26 protein-coding genes are annotated in these 22,940 nt (G+C 58.1%); 16 read left to right on the top strand and 10 right to left on the bottom strand.

Annotation, left to right across the window (positions count from 1 at the left end):
* Nucleotides 1-135: 135 nt before the first annotated feature.
* From pdhA to I6L41_RS09310, 5 genes are all read left to right on the top strand, one after another.
* Complete coding sequence (gene pdhA / locus I6L41_RS09330) at nt 136-1,224, top strand: pyruvate dehydrogenase (acetyl-transferring) E1 component subunit alpha (RefSeq protein WP_139441541.1); 1,089 nt, start codon at nt 136-138, stop codon at nt 1,222-1,224.
* Complete coding sequence (locus I6L41_RS09325) at nt 1,217-2,203, top strand: alpha-ketoacid dehydrogenase subunit beta (RefSeq protein WP_151287062.1); 987 nt, start codon at nt 1,217-1,219, stop codon at nt 2,201-2,203. The genes pdhA and I6L41_RS09325 overlap by 8 nt, the downstream gene beginning before the upstream one ends.
* Nucleotides 2,200-3,300 (top strand): dihydrolipoamide acetyltransferase family protein, encoded by a 1,101-nt coding sequence (locus I6L41_RS09320; RefSeq protein ID WP_128816518.1) that lies wholly within the window; start codon nt 2,200-2,202, stop codon nt 3,298-3,300. The genes I6L41_RS09325 and I6L41_RS09320 overlap by 4 nt, the downstream gene beginning before the upstream one ends.
* A gap of 208 nt (nt 3,301-3,508) precedes the next feature.
* Nucleotides 3,509-3,718 (top strand): cold-shock protein, encoded by a 210-nt coding sequence (locus I6L41_RS09315; protein ID WP_005302803.1) that lies wholly within the window; start codon nt 3,509-3,511, stop codon nt 3,716-3,718.
* A 90-nt stretch (nt 3,719-3,808) separates the two neighbouring features.
* The gene (locus tag I6L41_RS09310) at nt 3,809-4,114 is read left to right on the top strand and encodes a hypothetical protein (protein ID WP_108540234.1); all 306 of its coding nucleotides are present in this window, start codon (nt 3,809-3,811) and stop codon (nt 4,112-4,114) included.
* On the opposite strand, the gene I6L41_RS09305 is transcribed toward I6L41_RS09310, so the two are convergent.
* Nucleotides 4,101-4,349: a TIGR02647 family protein gene (locus I6L41_RS09305; RefSeq protein ID WP_005334209.1), complete on the bottom strand. Its 249-nt coding sequence runs from the start codon at nt 4,347-4,349 to the stop codon at nt 4,101-4,103. The two genes, I6L41_RS09310 and I6L41_RS09305, sit on opposite strands and share 14 nt — an antisense overlap.
* A gap of 245 nt (nt 4,350-4,594) precedes the next feature.
* On the opposite strand from I6L41_RS09305, the gene I6L41_RS09300 reads away from it, so the two are divergent.
* Nucleotides 4,595-5,143, top strand: a complete 549-nt coding sequence (locus I6L41_RS09300; RefSeq protein WP_216963567.1) for a hypothetical protein — start codon at nt 4,595-4,597, stop codon at nt 5,141-5,143.
* A 159-nt stretch (nt 5,144-5,302) separates the two neighbouring features.
* Nucleotides 5,303-5,695, top strand: coding sequence for a DUF2750 domain-containing protein (locus I6L41_RS09295; RefSeq protein WP_005334204.1), 393 nt, complete (start codon nt 5,303-5,305; stop codon nt 5,693-5,695).
* Nucleotides 5,696-5,789: 94 nt separating this feature from the next.
* Here the strand turns inward: I6L41_RS09295 and I6L41_RS09290 are convergent, their stop codons facing one another.
* The 4 genes from I6L41_RS09290 to I6L41_RS09275 form a co-directional block, all read right to left on the bottom strand.
* Entirely contained in the window at nt 5,790-7,640 is a 1,851-nt protein-coding gene (locus tag I6L41_RS09290; protein WP_216963565.1) for an extracellular solute-binding protein, read from the bottom strand.
* Nucleotides 7,641-7,767: 127 nt separating this feature from the next.
* On the bottom strand, nt 7,768-8,514 hold the full coding sequence (locus tag I6L41_RS09285) for a DNA-binding transcriptional regulator YciT (protein WP_139472878.1): 747 nt from the start codon (nt 8,512-8,514) through the stop codon (nt 7,768-7,770).
* A gap of 94 nt (nt 8,515-8,608) precedes the next feature.
* Nucleotides 8,609-11,041, bottom strand: a complete 2,433-nt coding sequence (locus I6L41_RS09280; protein ID WP_216963563.1) for a formate C-acetyltransferase/glycerol dehydratase family glycyl radical enzyme — start codon at nt 11,039-11,041, stop codon at nt 8,609-8,611.
* A gap of 4 nt (nt 11,042-11,045) precedes the next feature.
* The gene (locus I6L41_RS09275; protein ID WP_216963561.1) at nt 11,046-11,942 is read right to left on the bottom strand and encodes a glycyl-radical enzyme activating protein; all 897 of its coding nucleotides are present in this window, start codon (nt 11,940-11,942) and stop codon (nt 11,046-11,048) included.
* A 128-nt stretch (nt 11,943-12,070) separates the two neighbouring features.
* Between I6L41_RS09275 and fsa the strand changes: the two genes are divergently transcribed.
* Nucleotides 12,071-12,724 carry a fructose-6-phosphate aldolase gene (gene fsa / locus I6L41_RS09270; protein ID WP_005334193.1) on the top strand — a complete coding sequence of 218 codons (654 nt, stop codon included), beginning with the start codon at nt 12,071-12,073 and terminating at the stop codon, nt 12,722-12,724.
* Nucleotides 12,725-12,852: 128 nt separating this feature from the next.
* Complete coding sequence (locus tag I6L41_RS09265) at nt 12,853-13,032, top strand: hypothetical protein (RefSeq protein WP_005344504.1); 180 nt, start codon at nt 12,853-12,855, stop codon at nt 13,030-13,032.
* 18 nt (nt 13,033-13,050) lie between these two features.
* Here the strand turns inward: I6L41_RS09265 and I6L41_RS09260 are convergent, their stop codons facing one another.
* A complete protein-coding gene (locus I6L41_RS09260) occupies nt 13,051-14,250 on the bottom strand; it encodes an HD-GYP domain-containing protein (RefSeq protein ID WP_019446125.1) in 1,200 nt (399 codons plus the stop codon).
* Between the two features lie 168 nt (nt 14,251-14,418).
* Between I6L41_RS09260 and rsuA the strand changes: the two genes are divergently transcribed.
* Complete coding sequence (gene rsuA, locus I6L41_RS09255; RefSeq protein WP_021231067.1) at nt 14,419-15,111, top strand: 16S rRNA pseudouridine(516) synthase RsuA; 693 nt, start codon at nt 14,419-14,421, stop codon at nt 15,109-15,111.
* Between the two features lie 19 nt (nt 15,112-15,130).
* On the opposite strand, the gene I6L41_RS09250 is transcribed toward rsuA, so the two are convergent.
* Nucleotides 15,131-16,030, bottom strand: coding sequence for a DMT family transporter (locus tag I6L41_RS09250; protein ID WP_159158619.1), 900 nt, complete (start codon nt 16,028-16,030; stop codon nt 15,131-15,133).
* Between the two features lie 156 nt (nt 16,031-16,186).
* Between I6L41_RS09250 and I6L41_RS09245 the strand changes: the two genes are divergently transcribed.
* Together I6L41_RS09245 and yfcE are read left to right on the top strand one after the other, a co-directional pair.
* A complete protein-coding gene (locus I6L41_RS09245; protein WP_216963559.1) occupies nt 16,187-17,824 on the top strand; it encodes a peptide ABC transporter substrate-binding protein in 1,638 nt (545 codons plus the stop codon).
* A gap of 10 nt (nt 17,825-17,834) precedes the next feature.
* Nucleotides 17,835-18,377, top strand: coding sequence for a phosphodiesterase (yfcE, locus tag I6L41_RS09240; protein WP_216963557.1), 543 nt, complete (start codon nt 17,835-17,837; stop codon nt 18,375-18,377).
* A gap of 36 nt (nt 18,378-18,413) precedes the next feature.
* On the opposite strand, the gene I6L41_RS09235 is transcribed toward yfcE, so the two are convergent.
* From I6L41_RS09235 to flgA, 3 genes are all read right to left on the bottom strand, one after another.
* Complete coding sequence (locus tag I6L41_RS09235; protein ID WP_181363449.1) at nt 18,414-18,830, bottom strand: flagella synthesis protein FlgN; 417 nt, start codon at nt 18,828-18,830, stop codon at nt 18,414-18,416.
* Nucleotides 18,827-19,147 carry a flagellar biosynthesis anti-sigma factor FlgM gene (gene flgM / locus I6L41_RS09230; protein ID WP_005334177.1) on the bottom strand — a complete coding sequence of 107 codons (321 nt, stop codon included), beginning with the start codon at nt 19,145-19,147 and terminating at the stop codon, nt 18,827-18,829. Before flgM ends, I6L41_RS09235 begins: the two co-directional genes overlap by 4 nt.
* Before the next feature lie 91 nt (nt 19,148-19,238).
* Complete coding sequence (gene flgA / locus I6L41_RS09225) at nt 19,239-19,922, bottom strand: flagellar basal body P-ring formation chaperone FlgA (protein ID WP_005334175.1); 684 nt, start codon at nt 19,920-19,922, stop codon at nt 19,239-19,241.
* 146 nt (nt 19,923-20,068) lie between these two features.
* Between flgA and I6L41_RS09220 the strand changes: the two genes are divergently transcribed.
* The 4 genes from I6L41_RS09220 to flgC all read left to right on the top strand — a co-directional run bounded on the left by I6L41_RS09220 (nt 20,069) and on the right by flgC (nt 22,935).
* Nucleotides 20,069-20,980 (top strand): chemotaxis protein CheV, encoded by a 912-nt coding sequence (locus I6L41_RS09220; RefSeq protein WP_005334174.1) that lies wholly within the window; start codon nt 20,069-20,071, stop codon nt 20,978-20,980.
* Between the two features lie 17 nt (nt 20,981-20,997).
* On the top strand, nt 20,998-21,822 hold the full coding sequence (locus I6L41_RS09215; RefSeq protein ID WP_005350656.1) for a protein-glutamate O-methyltransferase CheR: 825 nt from the start codon (nt 20,998-21,000) through the stop codon (nt 21,820-21,822).
* 295 nt (nt 21,823-22,117) lie between these two features.
* Nucleotides 22,118-22,516, top strand: a complete 399-nt coding sequence (flgB, locus tag I6L41_RS09210) for a flagellar basal body rod protein FlgB (protein WP_005334169.1) — start codon at nt 22,118-22,120, stop codon at nt 22,514-22,516.
* Nucleotides 22,516-22,935 carry a flagellar basal body rod protein FlgC gene (gene flgC / locus I6L41_RS09205; RefSeq protein WP_005350658.1) on the top strand — a complete coding sequence of 140 codons (420 nt, stop codon included), beginning with the start codon at nt 22,516-22,518 and terminating at the stop codon, nt 22,933-22,935. The genes flgB and flgC overlap by 1 nt, the downstream gene beginning before the upstream one ends.
* Nucleotides 22,936-22,940 lie beyond the last annotated feature (5 nt).

Below are 22,940 nucleotides of genomic sequence, written 5' to 3'. Positions count from 1 at the left end.
ATTCAGCTCCTTCGCTACTTTAAAGAAGTTTCTACTGGTCTTACCTGAGTAAATCCCTTTGCTTTTTATTTAACAAGGTATTTACATCTAGGTGTCACCAGCATCGGTGACGCTCACAACGGCAAGGAGCCAGTTATGACCCATGTCGACATCCCTTTCCTTCGTTACCTCGATGCGGAAGGGTGCCCGGTCGCCACCTTACCGACCTGGCTGGACAAGGCGATACTGCACACTTTCTACCGCAATATGGTGATGGTGCGCAGCTATGACAAAAAAGCGATTGCGCTGCAACGAACCGGCAAACTCGGTACTTTTCCCTCCCATCTCGGCGCAGAAGCCGTGGGGATTGGCATTGGTCTGGCCATGCAGCCGCAGGATGTCTACGTTCCCTACTATCGGGACATGCCCACCCTCTATGTGCGGGGCGTACCGATGGAGAAGAACCTGCAATATTGGGGCGGTGACGAGCGGGGGAGTTATTTTCTCAAACCCGATGGGACTCCCTCTGAAGATCTCCCTATCTGCGTCCCCATCGCCACCCAGATCACCCACGCCTGCGGTATTGCCTCGGCTTTCAAACTGCGTAATCAACCGCGCGTTGCCGTAGTCACCATCGGCGACGGCGGCACCTCCAAGGGGGATTTTCTGGAGGGGCTCAACTGCGCCGGGGTCTGGCACCTGCCGATGGTCATCATCGTCAACAACAACCAGTGGGCTATCTCGGTGCCGCGCAAGCTGCAATCGAGCGCTCCTACGCTGGCCCAGAAGGGTATTGGCGCCGGGGTGCGCAGCCTGCAGGTGGATGGCAACGATGTGGTGGCGGTCTACGATGCCGCCCGCAGTGCCGTCGAACGGGCCCGCAGCGGCAAGGGGCCGACCCTGATCGAGGCGGTCAGTTATCGCCTCGGCGATCACACCACGGCCGACGATGCCACTCGCTATCGCGATGGGGCCGAGGTCGAGGCCGCCTGGGCGAAAGAGCCGGTCAAGCGGCTGCGCCAGTTTATGCATAGCAAAGGCTGGTGGGATGAAGAGCAGGAGCAGAGCCTGCTGGCGGAGGCTACCCGAGAGGTAGAGCAGGCTGTCGCCCGTTATGAGACGATGGCGCCCCAGCCGCCGGAGGCGATGCTCGATTATCACTACGCCAGCCTGCCCGCCGAACTCGTGCCCCAGCGCGAGCGAGTGATTGCCAAGGGGATGAAGCAGGAGGTTGGCCATGAGTGAGATCAGTTTGCTGGAAGCGGTCAACATGGCCCTTCACTACGAGATGGAGCACGACCCGGATGTGGTGGTACTGGGCGAGGATGTGGGGGTCAACGGCGGGGTGTTTCGCGCCACTGTGGGCCTGCGCGACAAGTTCGGTTTCAAGCGGGTGATCGACACGCCGCTGGCCGAGGGATTGATCGCCGGGGTGGCGGTCGGCATGGCGACCCAGGGGCTCAAGCCGGTGGCGGAGTTCCAGTTTCAGGGCTTCATCTTCCCCGGGATGGAGCAGATCATCTGTCAGGCGGCGCGGATGCGAAACCGCACCCGTGGCCGTCTCTCCTGTCCCCTTGTCTATCGCTCCCCGTATGGTGCGGGCATTCATTCGCCTGAACATCACAGCGAGAGCGTCGAGGCGCTGTTTGCCCATATCCCTGGGCTACGGGTAGTGATCCCCTCCAGCCCGAGACGCGCCTATGGCCTGCTGCTCTCGGCCATCCGCGATCCGGATCCGGTGATGTTTTTCGAACCCGATCGCATCTACCGTTCGATGAAATCCGAGGTGGTGGATGACGGTGTCGGCCTGCCGCTGGATGTCTGCTTCACCCTGCGCCCTGGCCGCGATATCACGGTAGTGGCCTGGGGGGCCTGCATTCAGGAGGTGATGCGGGCGGCGAACCTGCTGGCCGAGCAGGATATCCAGTGCGAGGTGCTGGATCTGGCCACCATCAAGCCGCTGGATATGGAGACCATCCTCACCTCGGTACGCAAGACCGGCCGCTTGCTTGTGGTGCAAGAGGCGTGTGGCAGCTTCGGGGTCGGGGCCGAAATTGTGGCGCGGGTGACCGAGCAGGCACTTCCCAGCCTCAAGGCGCCACCCAAACGGTTGACCGGGGTGGATGCCGCCGTCCCCTACTATCGCAACGAGGCGTATTACCTCATCACCGAGCAGGATATCGCCGATGCCGCTCACCAGCTGATGGAGAACCAGTGGCTATGAAATTTTTCAAATTACCGGATCTGGGTGAAGGGTTGGCCGAAGCCGAGATCGTCGAGTGGAAGGTGAGTGCCGGTGATACCGTCGCGGTCGATCAGGTGCTCTTGTCGGTGGAAACGGCCAAGGCGCTGGTGGATGTGCCCTCTCCGGTGGCCGGGGTGATTGCCCGTCTCTGCGGCGCCGAGGGGGATATCCTCCATATCGGTGCGCCGCTGGTGGAGTTCGAGGGGGGGGAGGATGATGGCACTGTGGTGGGCAAGGTGAGCGCCCATCAGCAGCATATCGAGGATCACTTCGTGGTAGGGGCCATTGCCCCGGGGGGATCGCTGGTGCAAGCCATGCCTGCCGTGCGCCTGCTGGCGCAGAAGCTGGGTCTGGAAATCGACCGGATCAAGGGAAGTGGCAGCGGCGGCATGGTGACCGAGCTGGATGTGCAGCAGGCATTCGAGGCCCAGCAGAGCAGTGGCAACGAATTCCTCAAAGGGTCGCGCAGGGCCATGGCCAAGGCGATGGAGCTCTCTCATCAGACTGTGGTGCCGGTCAGCATCACCGACGAGGTGGATTTGCGTCACTGGCGGCCTGATGAGGATGTGACGGTGCGCCTTATCAAGGCCATTGGCATGGCGTGCCGCGCCGAGCCCTCGATGAATGCCTGGTTTGATGGCGACACCCTGTCACGGCGGCTGTTCAAAGAGGTCAATGTGGCCATCGCGGTGGATTCAAAGCATGGCCTCTATGTGCCGGTGATGGAGAACGTGGCCGAGCGGGAGGGGGCAGATATCCGGCAGGGGCTGGATCGGATGATCGCTGATGTTAAGGCGCGCGCCGTGCCGCGCGAGATGTTGCAGGGGGCGACCATTACGCTCACCAACTTCGGTGCCATCGCAGGCCGTTATGCCAGCCCCATCGTCACGCCGCCGCAGGTGGCCATCATAGGGGCAGGCAAACTGTTCGAAAAAGTGGTGTTCATCCACGGTGAAGCGCGTCCCGTCAGGGCATTGCCGCTGTCGATGACATTTGACCACAGAGCCTGTACTGGCGGGGAGGCGGCTCGTTTTCTCAGAGCACTGGTGGAAGCGTTGGAAGCGGCCACCTTATAACGGTTTGTGCCCTGCCGTTGGCAGGGCACAAATTTGTTTGCGTAATCTACAAAGCCACGTATAATCCAAACCAGCTTGAAAGGGCGATAGTTATGTCAATGAATACGATGTTTCACATCTTGTCCTGTTGTTCATAAGTTAATCCCGTTTTTTGAGCTTTACCCGCTGAAAAGCATAAGTAATTATTTTGAATACAGGTTTAAAAGATATGTCTAACATGATCACCGGTACCGTTAAGTTTTTCAACGAAACCAAAGGTTTTGGCTTCATCCAGCAAGAAAACGGCCCGGACGTTTTCGTTCACTTCAGCGCCATTCAAGGTAACGGTTTCCGTACCCTGGCTGAAGGTCAGCGCGTACAGTTCTCTGTGACCCAAGGTCAGAAAGGCCCGCAGGCTGAGAACGTAACCGCTCTGTAATTCTTACAGAATTTAAGAAAGCCGTGGTACCTCTGGTGCCACGGCTTTTTGTTTATCTGGCTTCTGCTACTGACTCCCATGTGCTGAATCATGCTGCTATCGCTCCTGCTTGCTGCCACCTTGACTCCGACGTCTGATGCGCCGGTACCGGTTCAATCCGCGATGGAAGCGCAGGTGATCTGCCAGCAATTTGTCCAGGTCCGGATGGGCACTGCACAGCAACCCGATGAGGTGAATGCGCGACTGGTGCCTGAAAGGGAGGGGGAGTGGCTGGTGGATGGCAAAGTAAAAGGACCCGAAGGTCCTTTGCTGTTTGCCTGTCATCTTCACCAAGGGGAGCGCTGGGAGCTACTCAACTTTTCACTCTGGGCACCACAGCCGGTCAAAGCGGTTTGAGTGCGACCAGCAGATGTTGCAGGTGTTCAACCATGGTCATGCCAAACGGGGTGAGATAGCCGCCATCTTCTGCGCTGATGAGCCCCTGTTGATGCAGACGGGCTGCCGCCTGGCACAACTCTTCAGACATATCGCTGCGTAATTTAATCCCCAGGCTCATGTTGGCCGGATCAAAGCATGCCAGTATTTTCAAATCGTTCACGAATTCGTTAGAAACCTGGTCGATCCCAATCATGGATTTACTCCTTACGCTAAAGATGTATGCAAACTAGCATCCCCGGATCCACTTTAGTGGGCGCTGGCTCAAATTATTGATCTTTGGCTGGATGTTGCGTTTCAAATGCTGTTTTTTTCGGCGTAATCAGATGGTTGGCTGACAGGTTCGCCAAGGGCCGAGCCGGACCAAACGTGGTAGGATAGGGCACTTCTTTATATCGGACGGTCTATTGGTGGCTGTTCGCCCTGTTCAAGGTATCGCTCATGGTCAAGATCACTCTGGTATCCCTGCTGCATTCACTTTGTACCCGCTTTCCGGTTTACCCCGCTGCTTCGTTGACGTCCCTGTTGGATGCCCATCAGGGCGAGGTATGGTTGCCTGCACGCAAGGGGGCCGACATTGCGCTGTTACGCAAGCATGCCAAGGGGGCTCATGAGCTGGCGTCACTCGATGCGGGCTGGTGTGATTTTGCCGCCAGCGACAGCGGCGATACGCCAGAGCTGGATGCACTGGCCAACTACGACAGCGAGATGATGGATAACCTGCTGATGTACTGGCACACCGCCGCCAAGATCAACAGCCCGATCACCGATAACCTGTTCGAGTTGCGCCGCGAAGTGGTGGATGAGGCCCACGGTGCCAAACTCGCTGCCGCCTGGGAGCAGCAACAACAGCTTCGCTTTGAACAGCTGATGATGATGGCGGCCAATGGCCGGGATCTGCTCTGCTTTGTCGAGGTGGAGTCCGCCTACTGGCTGCGGCAAAAGCTGAGCGAGCAGCCTGATGTGGAGCTGATCACCCCTGCGCTGTAAAAGGGGCAATATGATGGCTGGCGGTCTCGCTATCGAGGAGGCTGCTCTATCCTTATTTGCGTCATTGTCCTCCCCATCCGGTGCCAAGGGGCTGCAAGCTGGACAAGCTGACGACAAGATGTGAACATGGCGCCCTTTATCGAGAGAGAGACTTGGCCAATGAGCTATGAACTGAGCGACACCGAGCGCAATGCCGCGCTGCAACTGAACGCTGATTACCGTTACGATCACTTCATCAGCAAGCTGGTCGAGCATGAAGAGCTGTTCGTCCTGACTGACGAGCATGGCGTCATGATGCTGACCACCGACGATGAAGATTGCATCCCGGTATGGCCGCACCCGGAGTACGCCAAGGCGTGGGCCGAAGGTGAGTGGGCCGATTGCAAGCCGCAGTCCATCACCCTCAAGGTGTGGCTGGAGCGCTGGGTTGACGGTATGGAGCAGGATGAGCTGTGTGTTGCCGTGTTCCCGACCCCGGATCAGGAAGGCATCGTACTGGAGCCGGCTGACGTGGCTGACGCCATTGCCGAGAAGCAGGCCAAGCGCGGCTGATCACCGCTCGATTCGCAACACCGGTTGCCAACAAAGACCCCGCTATCTGGCGGGGTCTTTTGTTTTAAGGACTTTTGCCGATGGGCTGATGCAATCAAGGCTGGCGATAAGTGGTGTCGATTATGGGCGCGGCCGGGAAGGTCTTGCCGCTCTTTATAGCTGCCCTGGTCTCGGATTTTAGCTCTTCATCGATCCACAGCAGACCGCCATAGCTGTAACCGCTGTTGTCGCCACCGAGGGGCCAGTAGAGCTGCTCGCTCTTGGGCGTTGCAGGTACTTTTGGCAGTTTTATCCAGCGCCAGGCCCCTTCCCGGGTATAGGGCACCTGATAGGCAGGCACGAAACTCGCCAGCTCATAGAGCCGCTGCTGGATCTGCCGTGACAGGGCCGCCTTTTTGGCAAAGTCGAACTCCTTGTCATACTGCTCCACCAAGGCCGTGATGGCGTCATCATCGATGTTCATGATGTTGTTGGTCTGGGGTTTGTTGGCGTTGACCTTGTGGAAGAACTCCCAATAGGCGGGATAGCGGCTGCCTGCCCAGGCCATCCAGGCGCTCTGGTGCTTTTTCTCCAGCATCGATTTGAAACCGGCCGAGGCATCCATCAGGTTGAGCTCCAGATTAAGCCCCGCCTTCTTGGCCTCTTCCCGCAACAGCGTGAGCCGCTGGGCGTGCTCCGCGGTGGTGTAGGTGATGGCGAGGGTCAGTGACTGCCCCTTGTCGTTTTGCAAAATCCCCTGTGGCCCCACTTTGTTAAAGCCTGCCTTGGCAAAGTATTCCCGTGCCAGTTTGGGATCGAACGGACGGGCCTTGATCTCGCTGTTGGTAAACTCACCCTGACCTGAGCCATAACTGTTGAGTCGCTGGTAATCCCCCCGCAGCAGAGTGGTGAGCATTTTGTCGAGGTTGAGGGCATGCTGGACCCCGAGCCGCACATCGAGATTATTCAACAGCGGATCGGCGGTGTTGAGATAGAGCCCCATCGGCGATTGCGGGGTCTGGTTGAAGAACCAGGTGCGCGCGATATACCCCTTCTCGAACTCGGCGGTTTTGGTCTTGTCGTGCCACCAGTTGGGCATCACCAGCGGGAAGGTGTCGAGATCGCCGCGCAGGAAGTGCTGCCAGGCGATGTTCAGATCCCTGAGCACCTTGATCTCGATCCGCGCAGGATTGAAGCGATGCTGGAAGTAGCGCTCGTCATCCCCCCACCAGTTTTCAATCCGCTTGAAGGTGACCGATTTACCCTTTTTCACCTGATCGATCTGATAGGGGCCGGTGACTGGCAACACCTTCCAGTTGTACTCCTTGACCCAGTTGGCGGTGAGCTTGATGGCGTGGCTCGGCTCCGGGCTGATGGGCAGTGACTCGAGCAGATCCTGGCGGCTCTTTTCGGTGCCGCTGGTGATGGCCAGGGTGTGATCATCAAACTTGGTTATGTCTGCTATCTGGGCGCTGTAGTAGTTGTTGTACCAGGGGTCGTTGATCTCTTTGCTGCGCATCATCTTGAGGGTAAAGAGCCAGTCATCGGCGGTGACCGGTTGGCCGTCTGACCAGCGCGCCTTGGGATTGATGCGAAAATAGAGGGTCTTGTTGTCGGCGCCGAAGGCCCACTCGTTTGCCAGCATCGGCATGGGGTTGCCGGTGACGGGATGAGTGCTCAGCAGTGGCAGGTTGGTTTCCCGCACGTAACCGGCAAAGCCGCCGTTGGAGTCGGGGCCATATTTGCGCAGGGTCAGGGGGAAGCTGGTCATAAAGGTGCGAAAGGTGCCGCCGCGCTTGGCGGCCGGATCGGCATAGAGAGGATCCTGGTTGTTGCTCTCCCACTTCAAGTCGGCAGGCAGCGTGGCACTCCAGCCAAACGGGCTCCAGCACAGGGTCAGGGTGATGGCGGTGGCGCGAATGATAGGGGGGAGGCGGCGCTCCCCGGCGGTGATGGTCGATGGCATGTCCTTGCTCTCCTGAAGTCTGCTTCCTGCAGATCACACACTGGTGATGTCAGTCCCGATGGGGACTGGCTCATCATGAAAATTTTATCCTGTCAGGTCAATGAAATAGCGTGAATTAGCGGGTGGCCTAGGCCGCAACGCAGTGCATTGTGATCCCCTTGGCCGCGATGGCTGCCCGCATGGGGGCTGGCAGGGCATCGTCGGTAACCAGCACGTTGATCTGGCCCGGCGCGCCAAGCTGGCTCGGATGGATGGCGCCAAATTTGCTGCTGTCGGTGATCACCACATTGGTCATCCCCTTGGCCAGCACGCTGTTGACCACATCGGCCCGCATCATGTCGCGGCCGGTAAAGCCCATCTCGGGATGAAAACCGTCGACCCCGATAAAGGCCTTGGAGAAGTGCACCTGCTCAATGCAGAGGCGCGTGAGCGGCCCCACCACGCTCTCGCTCTGATGCTGGAACAGCCCGCCGAGCAGCACCACCTGAGCCGGGGTATCTTTGAGCAGATGGGCGATATAGCTGCTGATGGTGATGATGGTGACCCGTTTGTGCAGGGCCAGATGTCGCGCCAGCATGGCGTTGGCGCTGCCCCCCTCGATAAAGACCGTCTCGCCATCTTCCACCAGCTGGGCGGCACGCTCGGCGAGGCGCTCCTTGAGCAGGTAATTGATGTTCATCCGGGCATCCGGGTCATCGGTCTCCAGCGCCATGGCCGAGCCGTGTACCCGTCTGAGCAGTCCCTGTTTCTCCAGCGCGGTGAGGTCGTTGCGCACCGTCACCTCAGACACGCCTGTGTGTCGGGAGAGTTCACTCACGCTCATCTTGCGAGCCTGATGGACCAGAGTGAGGATCAGTTGGTGGCGTGGATTCATGGTGCGCTCACATGCAAGGTGGTGGATAGCGGCAAGCCACCCGAGGGTGGCTTGCCAATCATATGACGTCACAGGCGCCATGGGGGGCGCCCCGTCAGAGACTGTGCTCGGTGCGGGCGATGATATCATCTTGCGCATCCGGGGATAAGGCGGTGAAGAAGGCCGAATAGCCCGCCACCCGTACCACCAGATCCCGGTATTGATCCGGATTGGCCTTGGCTGCCAGCAGGGTTTCCCGCGAGACGATGTTGTACTGCACGTGCCACCCCTTGTGCACCTCGAAGAAGGTGCGCAGCAGGCTCATCAGCTTGGCCTTGTCCCGCTCGTTCTCAAGGCTCGCCGGGCTCAGCTTCTGGTTGAGCAGCACCCCGCCGAGAATGGCCGCCGTGGGCAGCTTGCCGATGGAGTTGAATACTGCTGTCGGGCCGAGACGATCTGAACCCGACGAGGGGCTGGCCCCTTCCGCCAGCGGCGTGCGGGCGTGACGACCATCCGGGGTGGCCATGGTGGCGGCACCGAAGGGCACGTTGGCGGAGATGGAGGAGGTGCCGGCATAGTAGGTGCCGCCGATGGGGCCACGGCCGAAGCGGGTGTTGTGCAGCTCCTTGAGCTCGTCGATGTAGCTCTGGTAGGCCCGCACCAGCAGCAGGTCAACCTCGTCCAGATCGTTGCCATATTTGGGGGCTGCGTTGGTGAGGCGCTGGCGCAATTGCTCCCCTGCCAGCCCGGTAAAGTCTTGCTCGAGTGCTTCGGCCAGCTCTTGCTGCTCCACCACGCCCTGCTCGAACACCAGTTTCTTCAGGGCAGCCAGGCTGTTACCAAGGTTGGCGATCCCCACCTGCAGACCTGAGACCCAGTCATAGACGGCGCCCCCCTCCTTGATGGTCTTGCCGCGCTCTATGCAGTCATCCACCAGAGTGCTGCAGAGGATGTCATGGGCTTGGGCTTCCAGCACGCTGTCGACCACGCAGTCGATCTCGATGGATTTGCGGGTGAAGTAGCGCACCTGCTCATCCCAGCGGGCCATCACCTCGTCAAAGTTGCCAAAGCTCCCGTCTCGCAGCGATTGGGTTTGGGGCAGGAAGACCTTGCCGGTGGTGGCATCGCGGCCGCCATCGAGGGAGGCCAGCAGGATGCGGGCGAAGTTGATAAAGCTCATGCCGGTGCAACGGTAGCCCCACTTGCCGGGCACGGCGGTCTCGATGCAGCCGATGGCGGCGTAGTGGTGGGCATCCTCCACGCTCACCCCGAGCTTGATGAACTCGGGGATCACCACCTCGTCGTTGTTGAAGGCGGGCATGCCAAAGCCGCAGCGGATCACCTGAATGCAGGCGTCGAGGAAATCCTCGCTCATCCCGGCGTGGTAGCGCACCGAGAGGTTGGGCTGGGTGGATCTCAGCTGGCCGCAGGACTCCAGAATCGCGTAGGAGAGGCCGTTGACCGCGTCATGGGCACTGCCATCCCGCCAGTTCTGGCCGCCGATGGTGACGTTCTGATAGAGCGGGCTGCCGGCGGAGGCTTTGGAGTGGGAGCCGGAGCGGATCTTGTTCACCTCCAGCAACTTGAGCCAGCACCCTTGCAGCAGTTCGATGGCGCGTGTCCGAGGCAGGGATTCCGACAATTCCACCTCGCGGCGATACCAGGGGTAGAGATACTGATCCATCCGGCCGAACGACACCGAGTGGCCATTGGATTCGATCTGCAGGATGAGCTGGATAAAGTAGCAGAGCTGCAGTGCCTGCCAAAAGGTCTCGGGGGACTGGTGGGCGATGTGGGCGCAGTTGAGCGCGATGGTCTCAAGCTCGTTTCGGCGCTCGGGGCGAGATTCTTGTGCTGCCATGTCACGGGCAAGGGCAGCGTAGCGCCCGATGTGAGCGCTGACCGCATCCAGAGTGATGGCGACGGCGTGCAGGAACTGCTCGCGCTGCAGATCGGCCCAATCCGCCAAATCCAGCCGACTGCGGCGCTCGGCCACCTTGGCCTTGAAGCCATCGAGACCCAGCGTGAGCAGCTCCTCATAGTTGACCGCGAGGTGGGCATCCCCCGAGGTCATGTTGCCCTCGGCCTTGATGATGCCGCTCTCCAGCAGCGCTTTTTGCTCGTCGGTAAAGAGGCCGAAGCAGCGATCCTGCACCGTCTGGCCGCGCCAGAAGGGGGTGAGGGCGTGGATGATCTCCTTGTCGGTTTCGCTGACTGCAAAACCGGCGCCGGGACGGTCTGCCAGCTCGTCGATCTCCTTCTCAATCCAGCTCACCGTGTATTCGGGAAAGAGCGGGGCCGCCCGTACCTGACTGGCCTGATTGCCGACGATAAGCTCGTCGTGCTTGATCCAGATGGTGCGCTCCTTGAGGTGATGAGCCAGCGCCAGGGCGCGGCGCACCGGCAGCGGCCGGGCGAGATGAGCCTGATAGGCCTCGGTGTAGTGGCGGGCACGCTCGGTGCAGACCGGCGGCTGAACGATGTGGATCAGGCTCTCTTTGTGGGCGCGGATCCGCGGGCTGAGGGTATTGAGGTCGAGCTGGGTCATGATCTTATCCTCTGGTCACAGGGGTCAGCCCCTGACGTTGGGCGTATGCATGGGCAAAGTGGAGTAAATCGGGGTCCTCGAGCGGTGTCTCTGGCGCCTGATAGGGCAGATCCAGCAGGGCATATTTGCCCATCCCCAGGGTGTGGTAGGGGAGGAAGTGGATCTCCTGTACCGTGCCGAGGCTGGCAGCGGTGTCGGTGATGGCGCTGATCGATGCGCGGTCGGCATTGAAGCCGGGAATGAGCGGCACCCGGATCTGCATCGGCACGCCGTGCTCGGCGAGGCGTTTGAGGTTAGCGATGGGCAGCTCCACCTTGCCGCGGGTCCAGTGGAAGAAGCGTTCTTTATCAACGTGTTTGAGATCCGCCAGCACCAGATCCAGTGAGGGGAGGCTTGGCTCAATCTGATGCCAGGGCACATGCAGGCAGCTCTCGACCGCGGTGTGCAGCCCTTCGGCCTTGCAGCGGGCCAGCAGGGACGCGGCAAAGTCGGGCTGCATGAAGGGCTCGCCGCCGGAGAGGGTGACGCCACCGCCGCTGCGCTCGAAGAAGGGGCGATCCCGCAGTATGGTGTCCATCAGGGTGTCCAGGGTGTCATCCCGACCGCACACCTGTAGCGCTTCGCTGGGGCAGAGGCCGCGCAGCCGTTCCATATCGTCGGCCTTGAGGGCAGAACGGCTGAGCTGGATGCCCTTGCTGTCACGCAAGATTGCCGGACACGCCTGGCTGCAGAGCTGGCATCCCTCGATGCATTGGCGCCGGTCGAGTAGTATGTCCGGCTTGGGAGAGCGGCTTTCCGGGTTTTGACACCAGCGACAGGCCAGCGAGCACCCCTTGAGAAACACCAGGGTGCGAATGCCGGGGCCATCGTGAGTTGAATATCGTTGCAGGTCAAAAATCATACCGCCTCCTTTTGTATTTGCATTCTATTTGCTTTCATTCGAAAGTTGATTTGATTCCGATCAAGCTATTTGCAGATGTTTTATCGCTAGAATGGCGACATATTGAACATCCCGTTAAGGAGTTAGAGATGGAGCTGTATCTCGATACCGCCGATGTGGCGGCAGTGCGTCGCTGGTCACGGATCCTGCCGTTGGCCGGTGTCACCACCAATCCTTCCATTACCGCCGCCGGGGGATTGCCGCTCTGTGAGCTGCTGCCCGCCCTGCGCGACGTGCTGGGCCCCAAGGCGCGCCTGTTTGCCCAGGTGATGGCCAAAACCGAAACCGAGATGGTGCGCGAGGCATTTGCCCTGCGTGAGCTGGACCCGGATCTGGTGATCAAAATCCCAGTATGCGCAGAGGGGCTGGCGGCCATCAAGAGCCTGACCGCCAACGGTGTGCCGACTTTGGGCACCGCTGTCTATACCCCGCTGCAGGGTTGGCTGGCGGCGGTGGCGGGGGCGGAATATGTCGCGCCCTACGTTAACCGGCTGGATGCTCAGGGGGGCGATGGCATCGCCACCGTGCAGGAGCTGCAACAGCTGCTTGCGCTGCACGCCCCGAACAGCAAGGTGCTGGCGGCGTCATTCCGTACTCCCCGTCAGGCGCTCGATTGCCTGCTGGCGGGTTGCCAATCGATCACCTTGCCGCTCGACGTGGCGGAGCAGTTGCTGAACGTGCCTGCGGTGGATGCGGCGCTGGTGAAGTTCGATCAGGATTGGCAGCGCGCTTTCGGTCGCTGATCCCGGTGGCAAGCTGATTGGCGTGATTGAGGTGGGGGTGAAGAAGCGCGGGTGATGGAGATGACCGACTAGACTTGAAACAGGTGGCCACGTTCGCTGGCCGCCCTGCAGTCTACCGGAGGTATCCCATGAGCGACCATCTGCTACTCCCCCATGGTGAAGATTTGCGTCGTGCGGTGCTTTGGCTCAGCGAGCATCACCAGCACGATATCGCCGCCATTGAAGAGGCCAGTCTGCGTTTTGATCTCTCGCCGCTGGATGAGGAGTTTTTGATCCGGCACTGGCTCGACAGCCAGCGCCAATCATGAATATTCGAGGTGAGAGATTTAGAAGAAGTTGGCGAGGTTGATGCCAAACTCTTTGGGGTCGACCGTGTTTTCGATGCTCTCCTGCACCCCTGACTTGGCCAGATCCAGCCACTGCACCTCGAGGTAGTGACGCTGGGTGGCGTGATAGATCACCTTGACCACCGGCTTGAGCGGCTGCTGCTCGTTGCGCTGCATCACGATAGCCAGGCGCTGGTTTGAGAGCTGTACCAGAGTGCCCACCGGATAGACTCCCATGCACTTGATGAACTTGGTAACCAGTTCGGCATCAAAGTGCTGATTGATCCCCTTGAGCAGAATGCGGAAGGCCTGGGTCGGCTGCATACCTGCTTTGTAGACCCGATCCGCGGTGATGGCATCATAGACATCGACGATGCCACTCATCCGGGTATAGAGGGAGAGCTGCTCCCCCTTCAGTCGCTGCGGGTAGCCGGAGCCATCGAGCCGCTCGTGGTGGTTGGCGGCCACCTCCAGCATGGTGGGGGTAATGCCAGGGGTATTGCTGAGGATCTCGTAACTGTGTACCACATGCTGACGCATGATAGCGAACTCCTCATCGGTCAGCTTGCCCGGTTTGTGGAGCACCTCGTCCGGAGTCATGATCTTGCCCACGTCGTGCAGCAGGCCACCCAGGGTCAGCTCCTTGAGCACGCTGCGCTCCAGTCCTAGATAGCGGCCGAAGTTGGCCAGCAGAATGGCCACGTTCATGGAGTGCTCCATCAGGTAGGCATCCTTGGCGCGAATACGGGCCAGACAGAGCATGGCATCGCCGTGGGTGAACATGGTGTCCACCATCTCTTCGGCGACTTCGGCCAGCGGGGTGATGTCGATGGGTTCACCCGCTTTGAGATGGCGAATGAACTTGCCTTGCAGCTCGCGCGCTTCCTGATAGAGGCGGCGGATTTTAAGCTCCCGTCCTTCGCCGTTGGCACTGGCACGGCGCCCTACCTGGGCGCTGTTGGCATTGAGATCGGGGGAGGTAACGGCGTCACTTTCGGCACTGCCCAGCTTGCTGCGGGCCAGATCGATGCGCACCGTGAGTACCCCCTGACGCACCAGATTGGCAATTTGCGCTACGCTGGTCACCAAGCCCATCTGGGCGATCTCCATCCCACCTGTCTGGCTGGCGATAGCAATGACATACATGCCGGGTTTCAGCTGGTTGACGGGAATGACGGGATAGGATGCTTGAGACTTCATGAGGGCTTCCTGACTCTTATTATTATGAGTATCGTTCGGATGGGTCACACCGGAGAAGTGTAACATCGGATGACCAGTTCGTCATAATTGGCAACCCCTTGACAGTGGCGTTGTCGCCCCCGCCCGATATAATGACGCCCCTTTACTTGTTGGACTCCGAGGTTGTGAATGCGGCTTGATAAATTTCTGTGCGATTGTTCCGATTTGACCCGCTCGCTGGCAGGCAAACTGATCCGTCAGGGCGAGGTCATGGTGGATGGTATTGTGGTCAAGCAGCCCGCCTTTCATATCAATGAGCAGAGCCAGATCGAGTTTGACGGCGTGCTACTGACGCTGGAGCAGCGCAACCGCTATTTCATGCTGCACAAGCCGGAAGGGTATGTCTGCTCCAACGAGGATCCGGATCACCCGACCGTCTTCTTCCTGATGGATGAGCCGGCGATGGGCAAGCTGCACGTAGTGGGTCGCCTCGACCTCGATACCACGGGTCTGGTGCTGGTGACCGACGACGGTCAGTGGTCCCACCGCATCACCTCGCCGCGCCACGAGTGTGCCAAGACCTATCACGTCTGGTTGGCCGATCCGGTGAGCCCGGATGCGATCGCGCTGTTCGCCGAAGGGGTCTACCTGCGTAACGAGACCGATAAAACCCGTCCTGCCCAGCTGGAAATTCTCGGCGAGTGCGAGGCCCGTCTTACCATCCATGAAGGCAAGTACCATCAGGTCAAGCGGATGTTTGCCTCCATCGGCAACAAGGTCGTTGGCTTGCATCGCGAGCGGGTGGGCGGCCTGACGCTGGATGAAGAGTTGGCACCCGGTGAATACCGTGAGCTGACCGCTGAGGAGATTGCCCTGTTCTGATCAGGTATGGTGCCGGGGGTCAGTGAGTGCTGAAACCCAGCACCAGCGCCGTGCCCAGGGTGGCAATCAGTGCCCCCGCCCAAGCGGCAACGGATGGCCGCTCCCCCGAGTGCCACCACAACAGCGGCAGCAGCAGTACCGGCGTGGTGGAGGAGAGAATGGCTACCATGCCCACCTCGCCCTGCCGCAGCGCCATCAGGATCAGCGTCATCCCCAGCCCCATCGCCAGAAAACCGTTGGTGGCAATCATGGCGAGGATATGGCGATTGACCGGTTTGAGCGGCATGGCCAGCGGCAAGCGCCCTAGCCGAAGGACGCAGTGGGCCAGCAGGGCACTGCCCATCCGGATACCCGATGCACTCACCGCATCCACCTCACCACTCATCATCACCGGCTTGGCGATGATGGCTCCCACGCTTTGACACAGTGCCGCCGTCAGGCCAAGGCCAATTCCCAGCGCCAGATTGCCACGGATCTGCTCCCACTCGTTGCTGCTACTGCGTCTGCCAAACAGAATCGCCAGCATCACGCCGGCAAACACCAGCACGGCCCCCAGCAGTCGCCAGCCTGTCAGCTGTTCATTAAAGAGCCACAGCCCAAGCAGGGCGGAAAACAGCGCATGGCAGGAGAAGAGCAGGGCACTGCGTCTTGGCCCCAGCCGATTCATACAGGCAAACAGCGCGGTATCGCCCACGAAGATACCGACCAGCCCCGAGATGGCGAGCAGGGGCAGGGCGCTTGCGGTGAGGGTTTGCCAGCCACCGGTGAGCAGACTCATGGTGCCGAGCATCAGGCTGACCAGAAACATGCGCCAGCGGCTGTAGGCAAATGCGCCGAGATGACGGGCCGGTTTGACCGAAATTAGCGCTGCAATTGCCCATAAACTGGCCGACGCGAGGGCCAGCCACTCATAACCCATAAAAACTCCTGAAAAAATTAACCCGAAAGACTCCATCTCCCGGGCAAGCCCGATACAATACGGGGCGTTTTCGGGGATAACAAGAGCGGCTTCAGGCATTCATCAGGCGCGCCGTCGGCCTTCCCCTCCTGTAGTGGTTTTATTCGAGGTTTTGTCATGAGGTCTGGTTTCTTCCCCAAGCTGGCGCAACGCTGGCTCTCCCCGCTATTGCTTGCCGTGCTGGCTGGGCCCCTGGCCCATGCCACCACCGTTGAGCAGCAGCCTTTGCTTGCCGATCGGCAAACCCTGGTCAAGGGCAACGGTGCCGAGCCGGAGTCGCTGGATCCGGCGCTGGTGCGATCCGGTTTTCCGGGGGAGGCGGTACTGGTCGATCTGTTTGAAGGGCTGGTCAGCGAAGATGGGCAGGGGCATATCGTCCCTGCTCAGGCACAGCGCTGGGAGGTGAGTGAAGATGGGCTGGAGTGGCGATTCTTCCTGCGCCCTCAACTGAAATGGTCCAATGGCGAGCCGCTGGTGGCCGCTGATTTCGTCTATGCCTGGCGCCGTCTGCTCGATCCGGCCATCAACTCTCCTTCTGCCGGATTGCTGCTGGCGACGGGGATCAACAATGCGCAATCCATCTATGCCGGTGCGCTGGAGCTCGGCAATCTGGGCATTGAAGCGCAAAGCGATCAGATCCTGAAAATCACTCTGGAGCGGCCGGCTCCCTATTTCCTGCAACTCATCAGTCAGCGCCCCTTTGTGCCAGTCAACCAGAAGGCGATAGCCAAATTTGGCAAGCAGTGGACCGAGCCCGGCAAGCTGGTGAGCAATGGTGCTTACCGGCTGGCAAGTTGGACGCCAAACGAGCGGATCGAAGCCGAGCGCAATATTCACTACTGGGATGACCTTCACACCCGTATCGGACGGGTCACCTACCTGCCGATCACCTCGCAACATGCCGAACGGCTGCGCTATGAGGCTGGTGAAATCCAGCTTACCAACAAGGTCTCCCTCGGTTATTACCAGAAGATGAAGCGCGAATCTCCGGAGCGGCTCTGGGGCTTGCCGCTGTTTGGCACCTATCTCTATGCGTTCAATCTGAAGCGCCCCGAACTGCAGGATGTGCGGGTGCGTCAGGCGCTCTCCATGGCGGTTGATCGACAGCAGCTCATTGGATCGGTGAGCGGGCAGGATGAACAGGCGGCATGGTCGCTGTTGCCGGAGATGCCGGGTTACCCCCGGGTGATATTGCCTGTGGCGCTTGAAGATATGCCAACCCGCCAGGCCAAAGCGGCAGCGTTGTTGTCAGCGGCCGGGTATAACAGTGCCAATCCACTCAAGCTGAGCATTACCTACAACAGCGCAGAAACCCACAAGCAGATGGCGATGGCCATTGCCGCCATGTGGCAGAAGCTGGGGGTACAGGTCACCCTCAACAGTCTGGAGTGGGGTGCCTATCAGGTAGCCAAGGATAGCGGTGATTTTCAGGTGGCCAGAAGCTTCCTGTTTGGCGATTACGTGGAGCCGTCTGCCATGCTGGGCAGCTTCCGTTGTCAGGATCTGCGCAACGAGAGCGGCTACTGCAATCCCGACTTTGATCTGCTGCTGGAGCAGGCAGCCAATACGCTGGACAGCGCGAGTCGGGTTGAACTCTACCGGCATGCCGAACAGTTGCTGCTTGAGGAGGCGCCGATCCTCCCCGTGTATCATTACAATCAGATGAGACTGGTTGATCCCACCCTGCGAGGGCTGCCCAGCCAGAATTTGAAAGGGACGATTGCCACCAAGGATCTCTATTTCAGCCCGCAGTGAGGAGCATTTTATGAAACTTGCCATCATTTCCGACATCCACGGCAGCATCATTGCGCTGGAGCGGGTGCTGACCCAACTTGAGCCCTGGCAGCCGGACCACTATCTGCTGCTCGGCGATCTGCTCAACCATGGCCCGCGCAATCCTCTGCCGGAGGGATATAACCCGGTCGCCGTGGCTGATCGGCTCAACGAGCTGGCACCGCAGAGCATCGCGGTGCGGGGCAATTGTGATTCCGAAGTGGATCAGATGCTGTTGCGCTTTCCCATCACAGCCCCCTACAACCAGTTGCTGGTCGATGAGCGGCGCTGGTTTGTCAGCCATGGCCATCTTTATCGCCCGGACGAGGTACAGCTACCGCCGGGTAGTCTGTTCCTGAGCGGCCACACCCATGTGCCGGTGCTGGAGTGGCAGGGGGAACGGATCTTGATGAACCCGGGGTCAATTTGTTTCCCGCGCGGCGAGTTGCCTGCCAGTTACGGTAGCTATGAGGACGGAGTACTGCGCGTCAATGCGTGTGAGGACGGGCGAGAGTTGTTGCGACTGGTGCTTTAAAACGGAGAGCAAAAATGCAAGGCCTGATAAGAGATGTCAGGCCTTGATACCGTAGGAGCGGGTGCCAGAGCGAGTGTTACCCTTGGCGTCATAGGTGAGGCTGTTGCGATCGCGGAGCTGACTCAGAAAGGTTGCCAGACGACGGTTGGAGACGATGCTCAATTCAAGCAATCGACCGTTGATATCATTTTGTGCCTGGCAGGCATCCAGTTTTGCACGAAGCTGCACCATCTCGTCGGGATAGGCTGCCAGCTGCAGTGCCAGTTCCGGCATCTCTGCCAGTGTCTTGTCCAGAGTTTCTATCGCAGCAAGCAACTGCTGTTTGCGCTCGGTCAGTGCGGGCAGGGCCAGTGCCTGATGCTGTTCGAGCAAGCTGAACTCCTCTTCCAGAATGCCTTGCATCTGGCTGAGGTAGTCATCTTGGGTGTGCAGTAACGAAGGTAAGTCCATCATCCCAGAACTTTGTCCAGATTGGCCTCGAAACTGAACATCTTCTTGGCCACAGCGTCGCTGTTAACCTGATATTCGCCACTCGCGACGGCTTTTTTCAGCCGTTCGACCTTGCTCTCATTGCCGGTCGAGGCGGTATTGAGGTTTTGTTGCATCTTTTGCAATTGTTGCGCCTCACTGGTCAAGGAGACGGAGTCCAGCTTGACAGTAGCCGCTTTGTTTTCGGGCGATGAGGTGACTGACTTGCTGCCTGTCCCCTGGCTATTAGCGGTATTTTGCAACCGATTATTCGCCAAGTTGTTGATATTGTTGATGGCCATTTTAGTTACCTTCGTCTGCTTTAAGGTTTGCTTACCTGTTTATCGGTGCGGCAGATCAAAACTTTAGAAAAAAGTTGTCAAGGATCCGGATTTAAAAAGTGACCGATACGGCACCTACCGCACTGACTTTACCCTCAACGGTTTTGCCGGAGCGAATATTGACGAGTTTGATGATCTCTCCGAAGCTGCCATCTTGCAAGGCTCGGGCCATGGTTTTGATCTGGAAGTTGCTGTTTTCTGCCGTCAGGGTGACCTGATCCCCTTTGCACACGACACAAACCTGGCTCAAACGGATGGGTTGCCCAGGTTTTAGCTCCCGCTTGCTGCGTACTCCGACAAGAGGGGCTGTGTCAGTCAGGTAGTCGCCGCGGATAAGGGTCTGATCCTGATAGGCCAACACCAGCTGGCTTTCACTCAGCAGGTCCCCCTTGGCGATGGGGTTGGTCACAGTGACATAGGGCTTTTGAATGCTGACCCGCACCGGGAGATAGACGTCCCAAGGCCTTTCTTCCTCACATTTAAGGTAAACTGTTGTATTGCGGCGAATTTCCATTTTTGCTGGTAAGCTGATAGTGAGCAGATCTTCGCAGCGGGTCAGTGGGAGCCGTTCATCCAGCGTGGCAGAGGTGACCTCAGCTCTGGCATCCAACGGAATATCCAGCTGGCTGTAAACGAACTCTTGTGCCTTTTCTTGCAGATAAGTAGTGACGTCCGAGGCGTAGCTGGAAGATATGCTGCCAAAAAAGAGGCTGATGAGTAAAAGTCGGTTAATCATTTTCGCTCGTTGGTCGATAAGTTGTTCACGCATATCACCATACTTTTAACTATGATTGCTTCAGAATCTGTTCGTTGTCACATCGATAGTCTGACGCAATCCATCACGCATGCATGATTAATGCCAAGCGTTTTTAGGGAGTGTTTATGGCCAGTATCCTGGACTCGGTCAACCAACGTACCCAGCTAGTGGGGCAAAACCGGCTGGAGTTGTTGTTGTTTCGTCTCAATGGACGTCAAAGATTTGGCATCAACGTATTCAAAGTGCGTGAAGTGTTGCAGTGTCCCCCCTTGACAGTGATGCCCAAACTGAACTCCTGCATCCGCGGGGTCGCACATATTCGTGGCCAGACTATCTCGGTCATCGACCTCAGCATGGCGGTTGGCAAACGCCCGATTGATGATCTGAGCAAATGCTTCATTATCATCTCCGAGTACAACCGCTCTATTCAGGGTTTTCTGGTGCATTCGGTCGAGCGCATCATCAATATGAACTGGGAATCCATCCTGCCTCCGCCTAAAGGTGCGGGTCGCATCAACTACATGACTGCCGTGACTGAAGTCGACGGCGAGTTGGTCGAAATTCTTGATGTTGAGCGGATATTGAACGAAATTTCGCCGGTTGCAACGGATGTTAGTGAGGAGTTGGTTCAGGCCAGTGTCGATCACCCGACTCTGGGGCGTCCTGTTCTTGTTGCGGATGACTCCTCAGTAGCACGCAAACAGGTACAACGTGCGCTTGAGGCTATCGGTGTCGAGTGCGTGTTGGCAAAAGATGGCCGCGAAGCATTGAACATGCTGCTGGAAATGACCAAAAATGGTCCTATCAAGGATCAGGTTGCGCTGGTTATTTCGGATATCGAAATGCCGGAAATGGATGGCTATACCTTCACTGCCGAGATCCGGAATAATCCCAATCTCAAGGATTTGCATGTTATTCTGCATACCTCGCTCAGTGGAGTATTCAACCAGGCAATGGTGCAGAAAGTTGGTGCGAACAATTTTATCGCCAAGTTCCAGCCTGATGAATTGGCCAAGGCCGTACAAAACGCACTCTAATAAAGAAGAACAGCTGCATGAAGACACTTTCGGACGACTTATACAAACAGTTCAGCAACTTTCTGGCGGTACAGAGCGGAATTGTGCTGGGGGATAACAAACAGTATCTGGTGAAGAGCCGTCTTTCACCTTTGATGGCTCAGTTTGGCATCGAGAGTCTGTCTGATCTGGTTACCCGTGCAATGAGTGTGCGAGAGCGTGACCTGAAAATGGCCGTGGTGGATGCCATGACGACCAATGAGACCCTCTGGTTTCGTGATACCTATCCGTTTCAGCTTCTTACCGACAAGATTTTCCCCGAGTTGGGGAAAAGTGGCCGCCCCATCAAGATCTGGTCGGCTGCATCCTCGTCAGGTCAGGAACCCTATTCCATTGCCATGACGGCACTGGAACAGCAGATGAAAAAGCCGGGTACCTTGCCTGGTGGCGTGCAGATTGTCGGGACGGATATTTCGACGACCATGCTAAATCAGTGTAAGGAAGGCGTTTACGATAGCCTTGCTCTGGCGCGCGGTTTGTCACCGGAGCGCAAGAAGATGTTTTTTGAGCCCTACGGTGACAACAAGATGCGGGTTGCTGAGCGAGTCAGAAAATTGACCACCTTCCGGCCACTCAACTTGTTGGAGAGCTATAGTCTGCTCGGCAAGTTTGACATTATTTTTTGCCGTAACGTGCTCATCTATTTTGCGCCGGAAGTGAAGTCGAAGATCCTCAACCAGTTTGCAGCCAGTCTCAACCCCGGTGGATATCTGATGCTGGGTGCGTCGGAGTCACTGGCCGGGTTGACTGATCGGTTTGAGATGATCCGCTGTAATCCGGGGATTGTCTACAAGGTCAAATAGGCCTGACCGCCTTGATATTCGGGGTCTGCCGAATATTGCCACCTCATGTAAAGAGGGAAGCTACGAGCTTCCCTCTTTCTTTATCTACAGCTCAGACTTTCTATTTACCTACCATATCTCGCCACTGCAAAAATGGTTGAAGCCTTAAGGTGGCCAAATGATGCCATCTGACTCAAGGCACGAGATGCTCATGCCGTTTTCGGTCTGAACTGTGCTCATACCCAAACCATCGAACTGAGTGATTTGCTTATGGCACACCTCTTGCAAACAAAATAAACCAAGCAGGAGGTGTGCTATGGCTCTTTCATTTGACAAGGCATTCGGTGTGCATCAACACACCATAAGCGTTCGCGCCAAGCGTGCTGAGGTGCTTTCCAGCAATATTGCCAACGCAGATACCCCGGGCTTCAAAGCCAGGGATATCAATTTTGCTCAGGCATTGCAGGAGGCCCAGTCGCATCAGGGGTTTGGTTTGGCAACGACCAGCGAAAAGCACTTTGCCTTGAATATGGACGCCCCAGGTACAGTGCAATATCGCAACCCGCTGCAACCGGATACCGGTGACGGCAATACAGTCGATGTGCAGCAGGAGCGCAGCGAATTTCTGCGCAATAGCCTCGAGTATCAAACCTCCCTTGAATTTATGAATAGCAAGATCAGTGGCCTGCTCAAGGCCCTGAAAGGAGAGCAGTGATGAGTTTGTTCAAGGTCTTTGACATAGCAGGCTCGGCTATGAGTGCACAGTCAGTGCGCCTCAACACGGTTGCCAGCAACATGGCCAACGCGGACAGCGTCAGCTCCAGTGTGGAAAATACTTACCACGCCAGGCGGCCAGTCTTTGCCGCCCAGCTCGATCAGGCTATGTCTGACAAGCAGGGCTCGGTCGGGGTTGAGGTGAAGGGGATTGTCGAGAGCAAGGCGCCACTGCTCAAGGAGTACAACCCCAACCACCCGATGGCGGATAAAGACGGTTTTATCTTCAAGCCAAACGTCAACATGGTTGAAGAGATGGCCGACATGATCAACGCCTCGCGCAGCTACCAGACCAACGTACAGGTTGCAGATTCGGCCAAAAAGATGCTGCAGCAGACGCTCCAGCTTGGCAAATCCTGATAGGA

Source organism: Aeromonas sp. FDAARGOS 1411 (assembly GCF_019047125.1).
Lineage (GTDB): Bacteria > Pseudomonadota > Gammaproteobacteria > Enterobacterales > Aeromonadaceae > Aeromonas > Aeromonas veronii.
Note: the sequence above shows the minus strand (reverse complement) of the source record. Positions and strands in the feature narration are given on the sequence as shown.

Bases quoted from the DNA above. Each gene is read 5' to 3' on its own strand.
- fsa (WP_005334193.1), top strand. From the start codon at position 12,071: ATGGAGCTGTATCTCGATACCGCCGATGTGGCGGCAGTGCGTCGCTGG.
- flgC (WP_005350658.1), top strand. From the start codon at position 22,516: ATGAGTTTGTTCAAGGTCTTTGACATAGCAGGCTCGGCTATGAGTGCA.
- pdhA (WP_139441541.1), top strand. From the start codon at position 136: ATGACCCATGTCGACATCCCTTTCCTTCGTTACCTCGATGCGGAAGGG.
- flgM (WP_005334177.1), bottom strand. From the start codon at position 19,147: ATGGCCATCAACAATATCAACAACTTGGCGAATAATCGGTTGCAAAAT.
- I6L41_RS09300 (WP_216963567.1), top strand. From the start codon at position 4,595: ATGGTCAAGATCACTCTGGTATCCCTGCTGCATTCACTTTGTACCCGC.
- I6L41_RS09265 (WP_005344504.1), top strand. From the start codon at position 12,853: ATGAGCGACCATCTGCTACTCCCCCATGGTGAAGATTTGCGTCGTGCG.
- I6L41_RS09290 (WP_216963565.1), bottom strand. From the start codon at position 7,640: ATGCCATCGACCATCACCGCCGGGGAGCGCCGCCTCCCCCCTATCATT.
- flgB (WP_005334169.1), top strand. From the start codon at position 22,118: ATGGCTCTTTCATTTGACAAGGCATTCGGTGTGCATCAACACACCATA.
- I6L41_RS09215 (WP_005350656.1), top strand. From the start codon at position 20,998: ATGAAGACACTTTCGGACGACTTATACAAACAGTTCAGCAACTTTCTG.
- I6L41_RS09275 (WP_216963561.1), bottom strand. From the start codon at position 11,942: ATGATTTTTGACCTGCAACGATATTCAACTCACGATGGCCCCGGCATT.
- I6L41_RS09260 (WP_019446125.1), bottom strand. From the start codon at position 14,250: ATGAAGTCTCAAGCATCCTATCCCGTCATTCCCGTCAACCAGCTGAAA.
- yfcE (WP_216963557.1), top strand. From the start codon at position 17,835: ATGAAACTTGCCATCATTTCCGACATCCACGGCAGCATCATTGCGCTG.
- I6L41_RS09220 (WP_005334174.1), top strand. From the start codon at position 20,069: ATGGCCAGTATCCTGGACTCGGTCAACCAACGTACCCAGCTAGTGGGG.
- I6L41_RS09310 (WP_108540234.1), top strand. From the start codon at position 3,809: ATGCTGCTATCGCTCCTGCTTGCTGCCACCTTGACTCCGACGTCTGAT.
- I6L41_RS09245 (WP_216963559.1), top strand. From the start codon at position 16,187: ATGAGGTCTGGTTTCTTCCCCAAGCTGGCGCAACGCTGGCTCTCCCCG.
- I6L41_RS09280 (WP_216963563.1), bottom strand. From the start codon at position 11,041: ATGACCCAGCTCGACCTCAATACCCTCAGCCCGCGGATCCGCGCCCAC.
- I6L41_RS09305 (WP_005334209.1), bottom strand. From the start codon at position 4,349: ATGATTGGGATCGACCAGGTTTCTAACGAATTCGTGAACGATTTGAAA.
- I6L41_RS09285 (WP_139472878.1), bottom strand. From the start codon at position 8,514: ATGAATCCACGCCACCAACTGATCCTCACTCTGGTCCATCAGGCTCGC.
- rsuA (WP_021231067.1), top strand. From the start codon at position 14,419: ATGCGGCTTGATAAATTTCTGTGCGATTGTTCCGATTTGACCCGCTCG.
- I6L41_RS09250 (WP_159158619.1), bottom strand. From the start codon at position 16,030: ATGGGTTATGAGTGGCTGGCCCTCGCGTCGGCCAGTTTATGGGCAATT.
- I6L41_RS09325 (WP_151287062.1), top strand. From the start codon at position 1,217: ATGAGTGAGATCAGTTTGCTGGAAGCGGTCAACATGGCCCTTCACTAC.
- I6L41_RS09320 (WP_128816518.1), top strand. From the start codon at position 2,200: ATGAAATTTTTCAAATTACCGGATCTGGGTGAAGGGTTGGCCGAAGCC.
- flgA (WP_005334175.1), bottom strand. From the start codon at position 19,922: ATGATTAACCGACTTTTACTCATCAGCCTCTTTTTTGGCAGCATATCT.
- I6L41_RS09295 (WP_005334204.1), top strand. From the start codon at position 5,303: ATGAGCTATGAACTGAGCGACACCGAGCGCAATGCCGCGCTGCAACTG.
- I6L41_RS09315 (WP_005302803.1), top strand. From the start codon at position 3,509: ATGTCTAACATGATCACCGGTACCGTTAAGTTTTTCAACGAAACCAAA.
- I6L41_RS09235 (WP_181363449.1), bottom strand. From the start codon at position 18,830: ATGATGGACTTACCTTCGTTACTGCACACCCAAGATGACTACCTCAGC.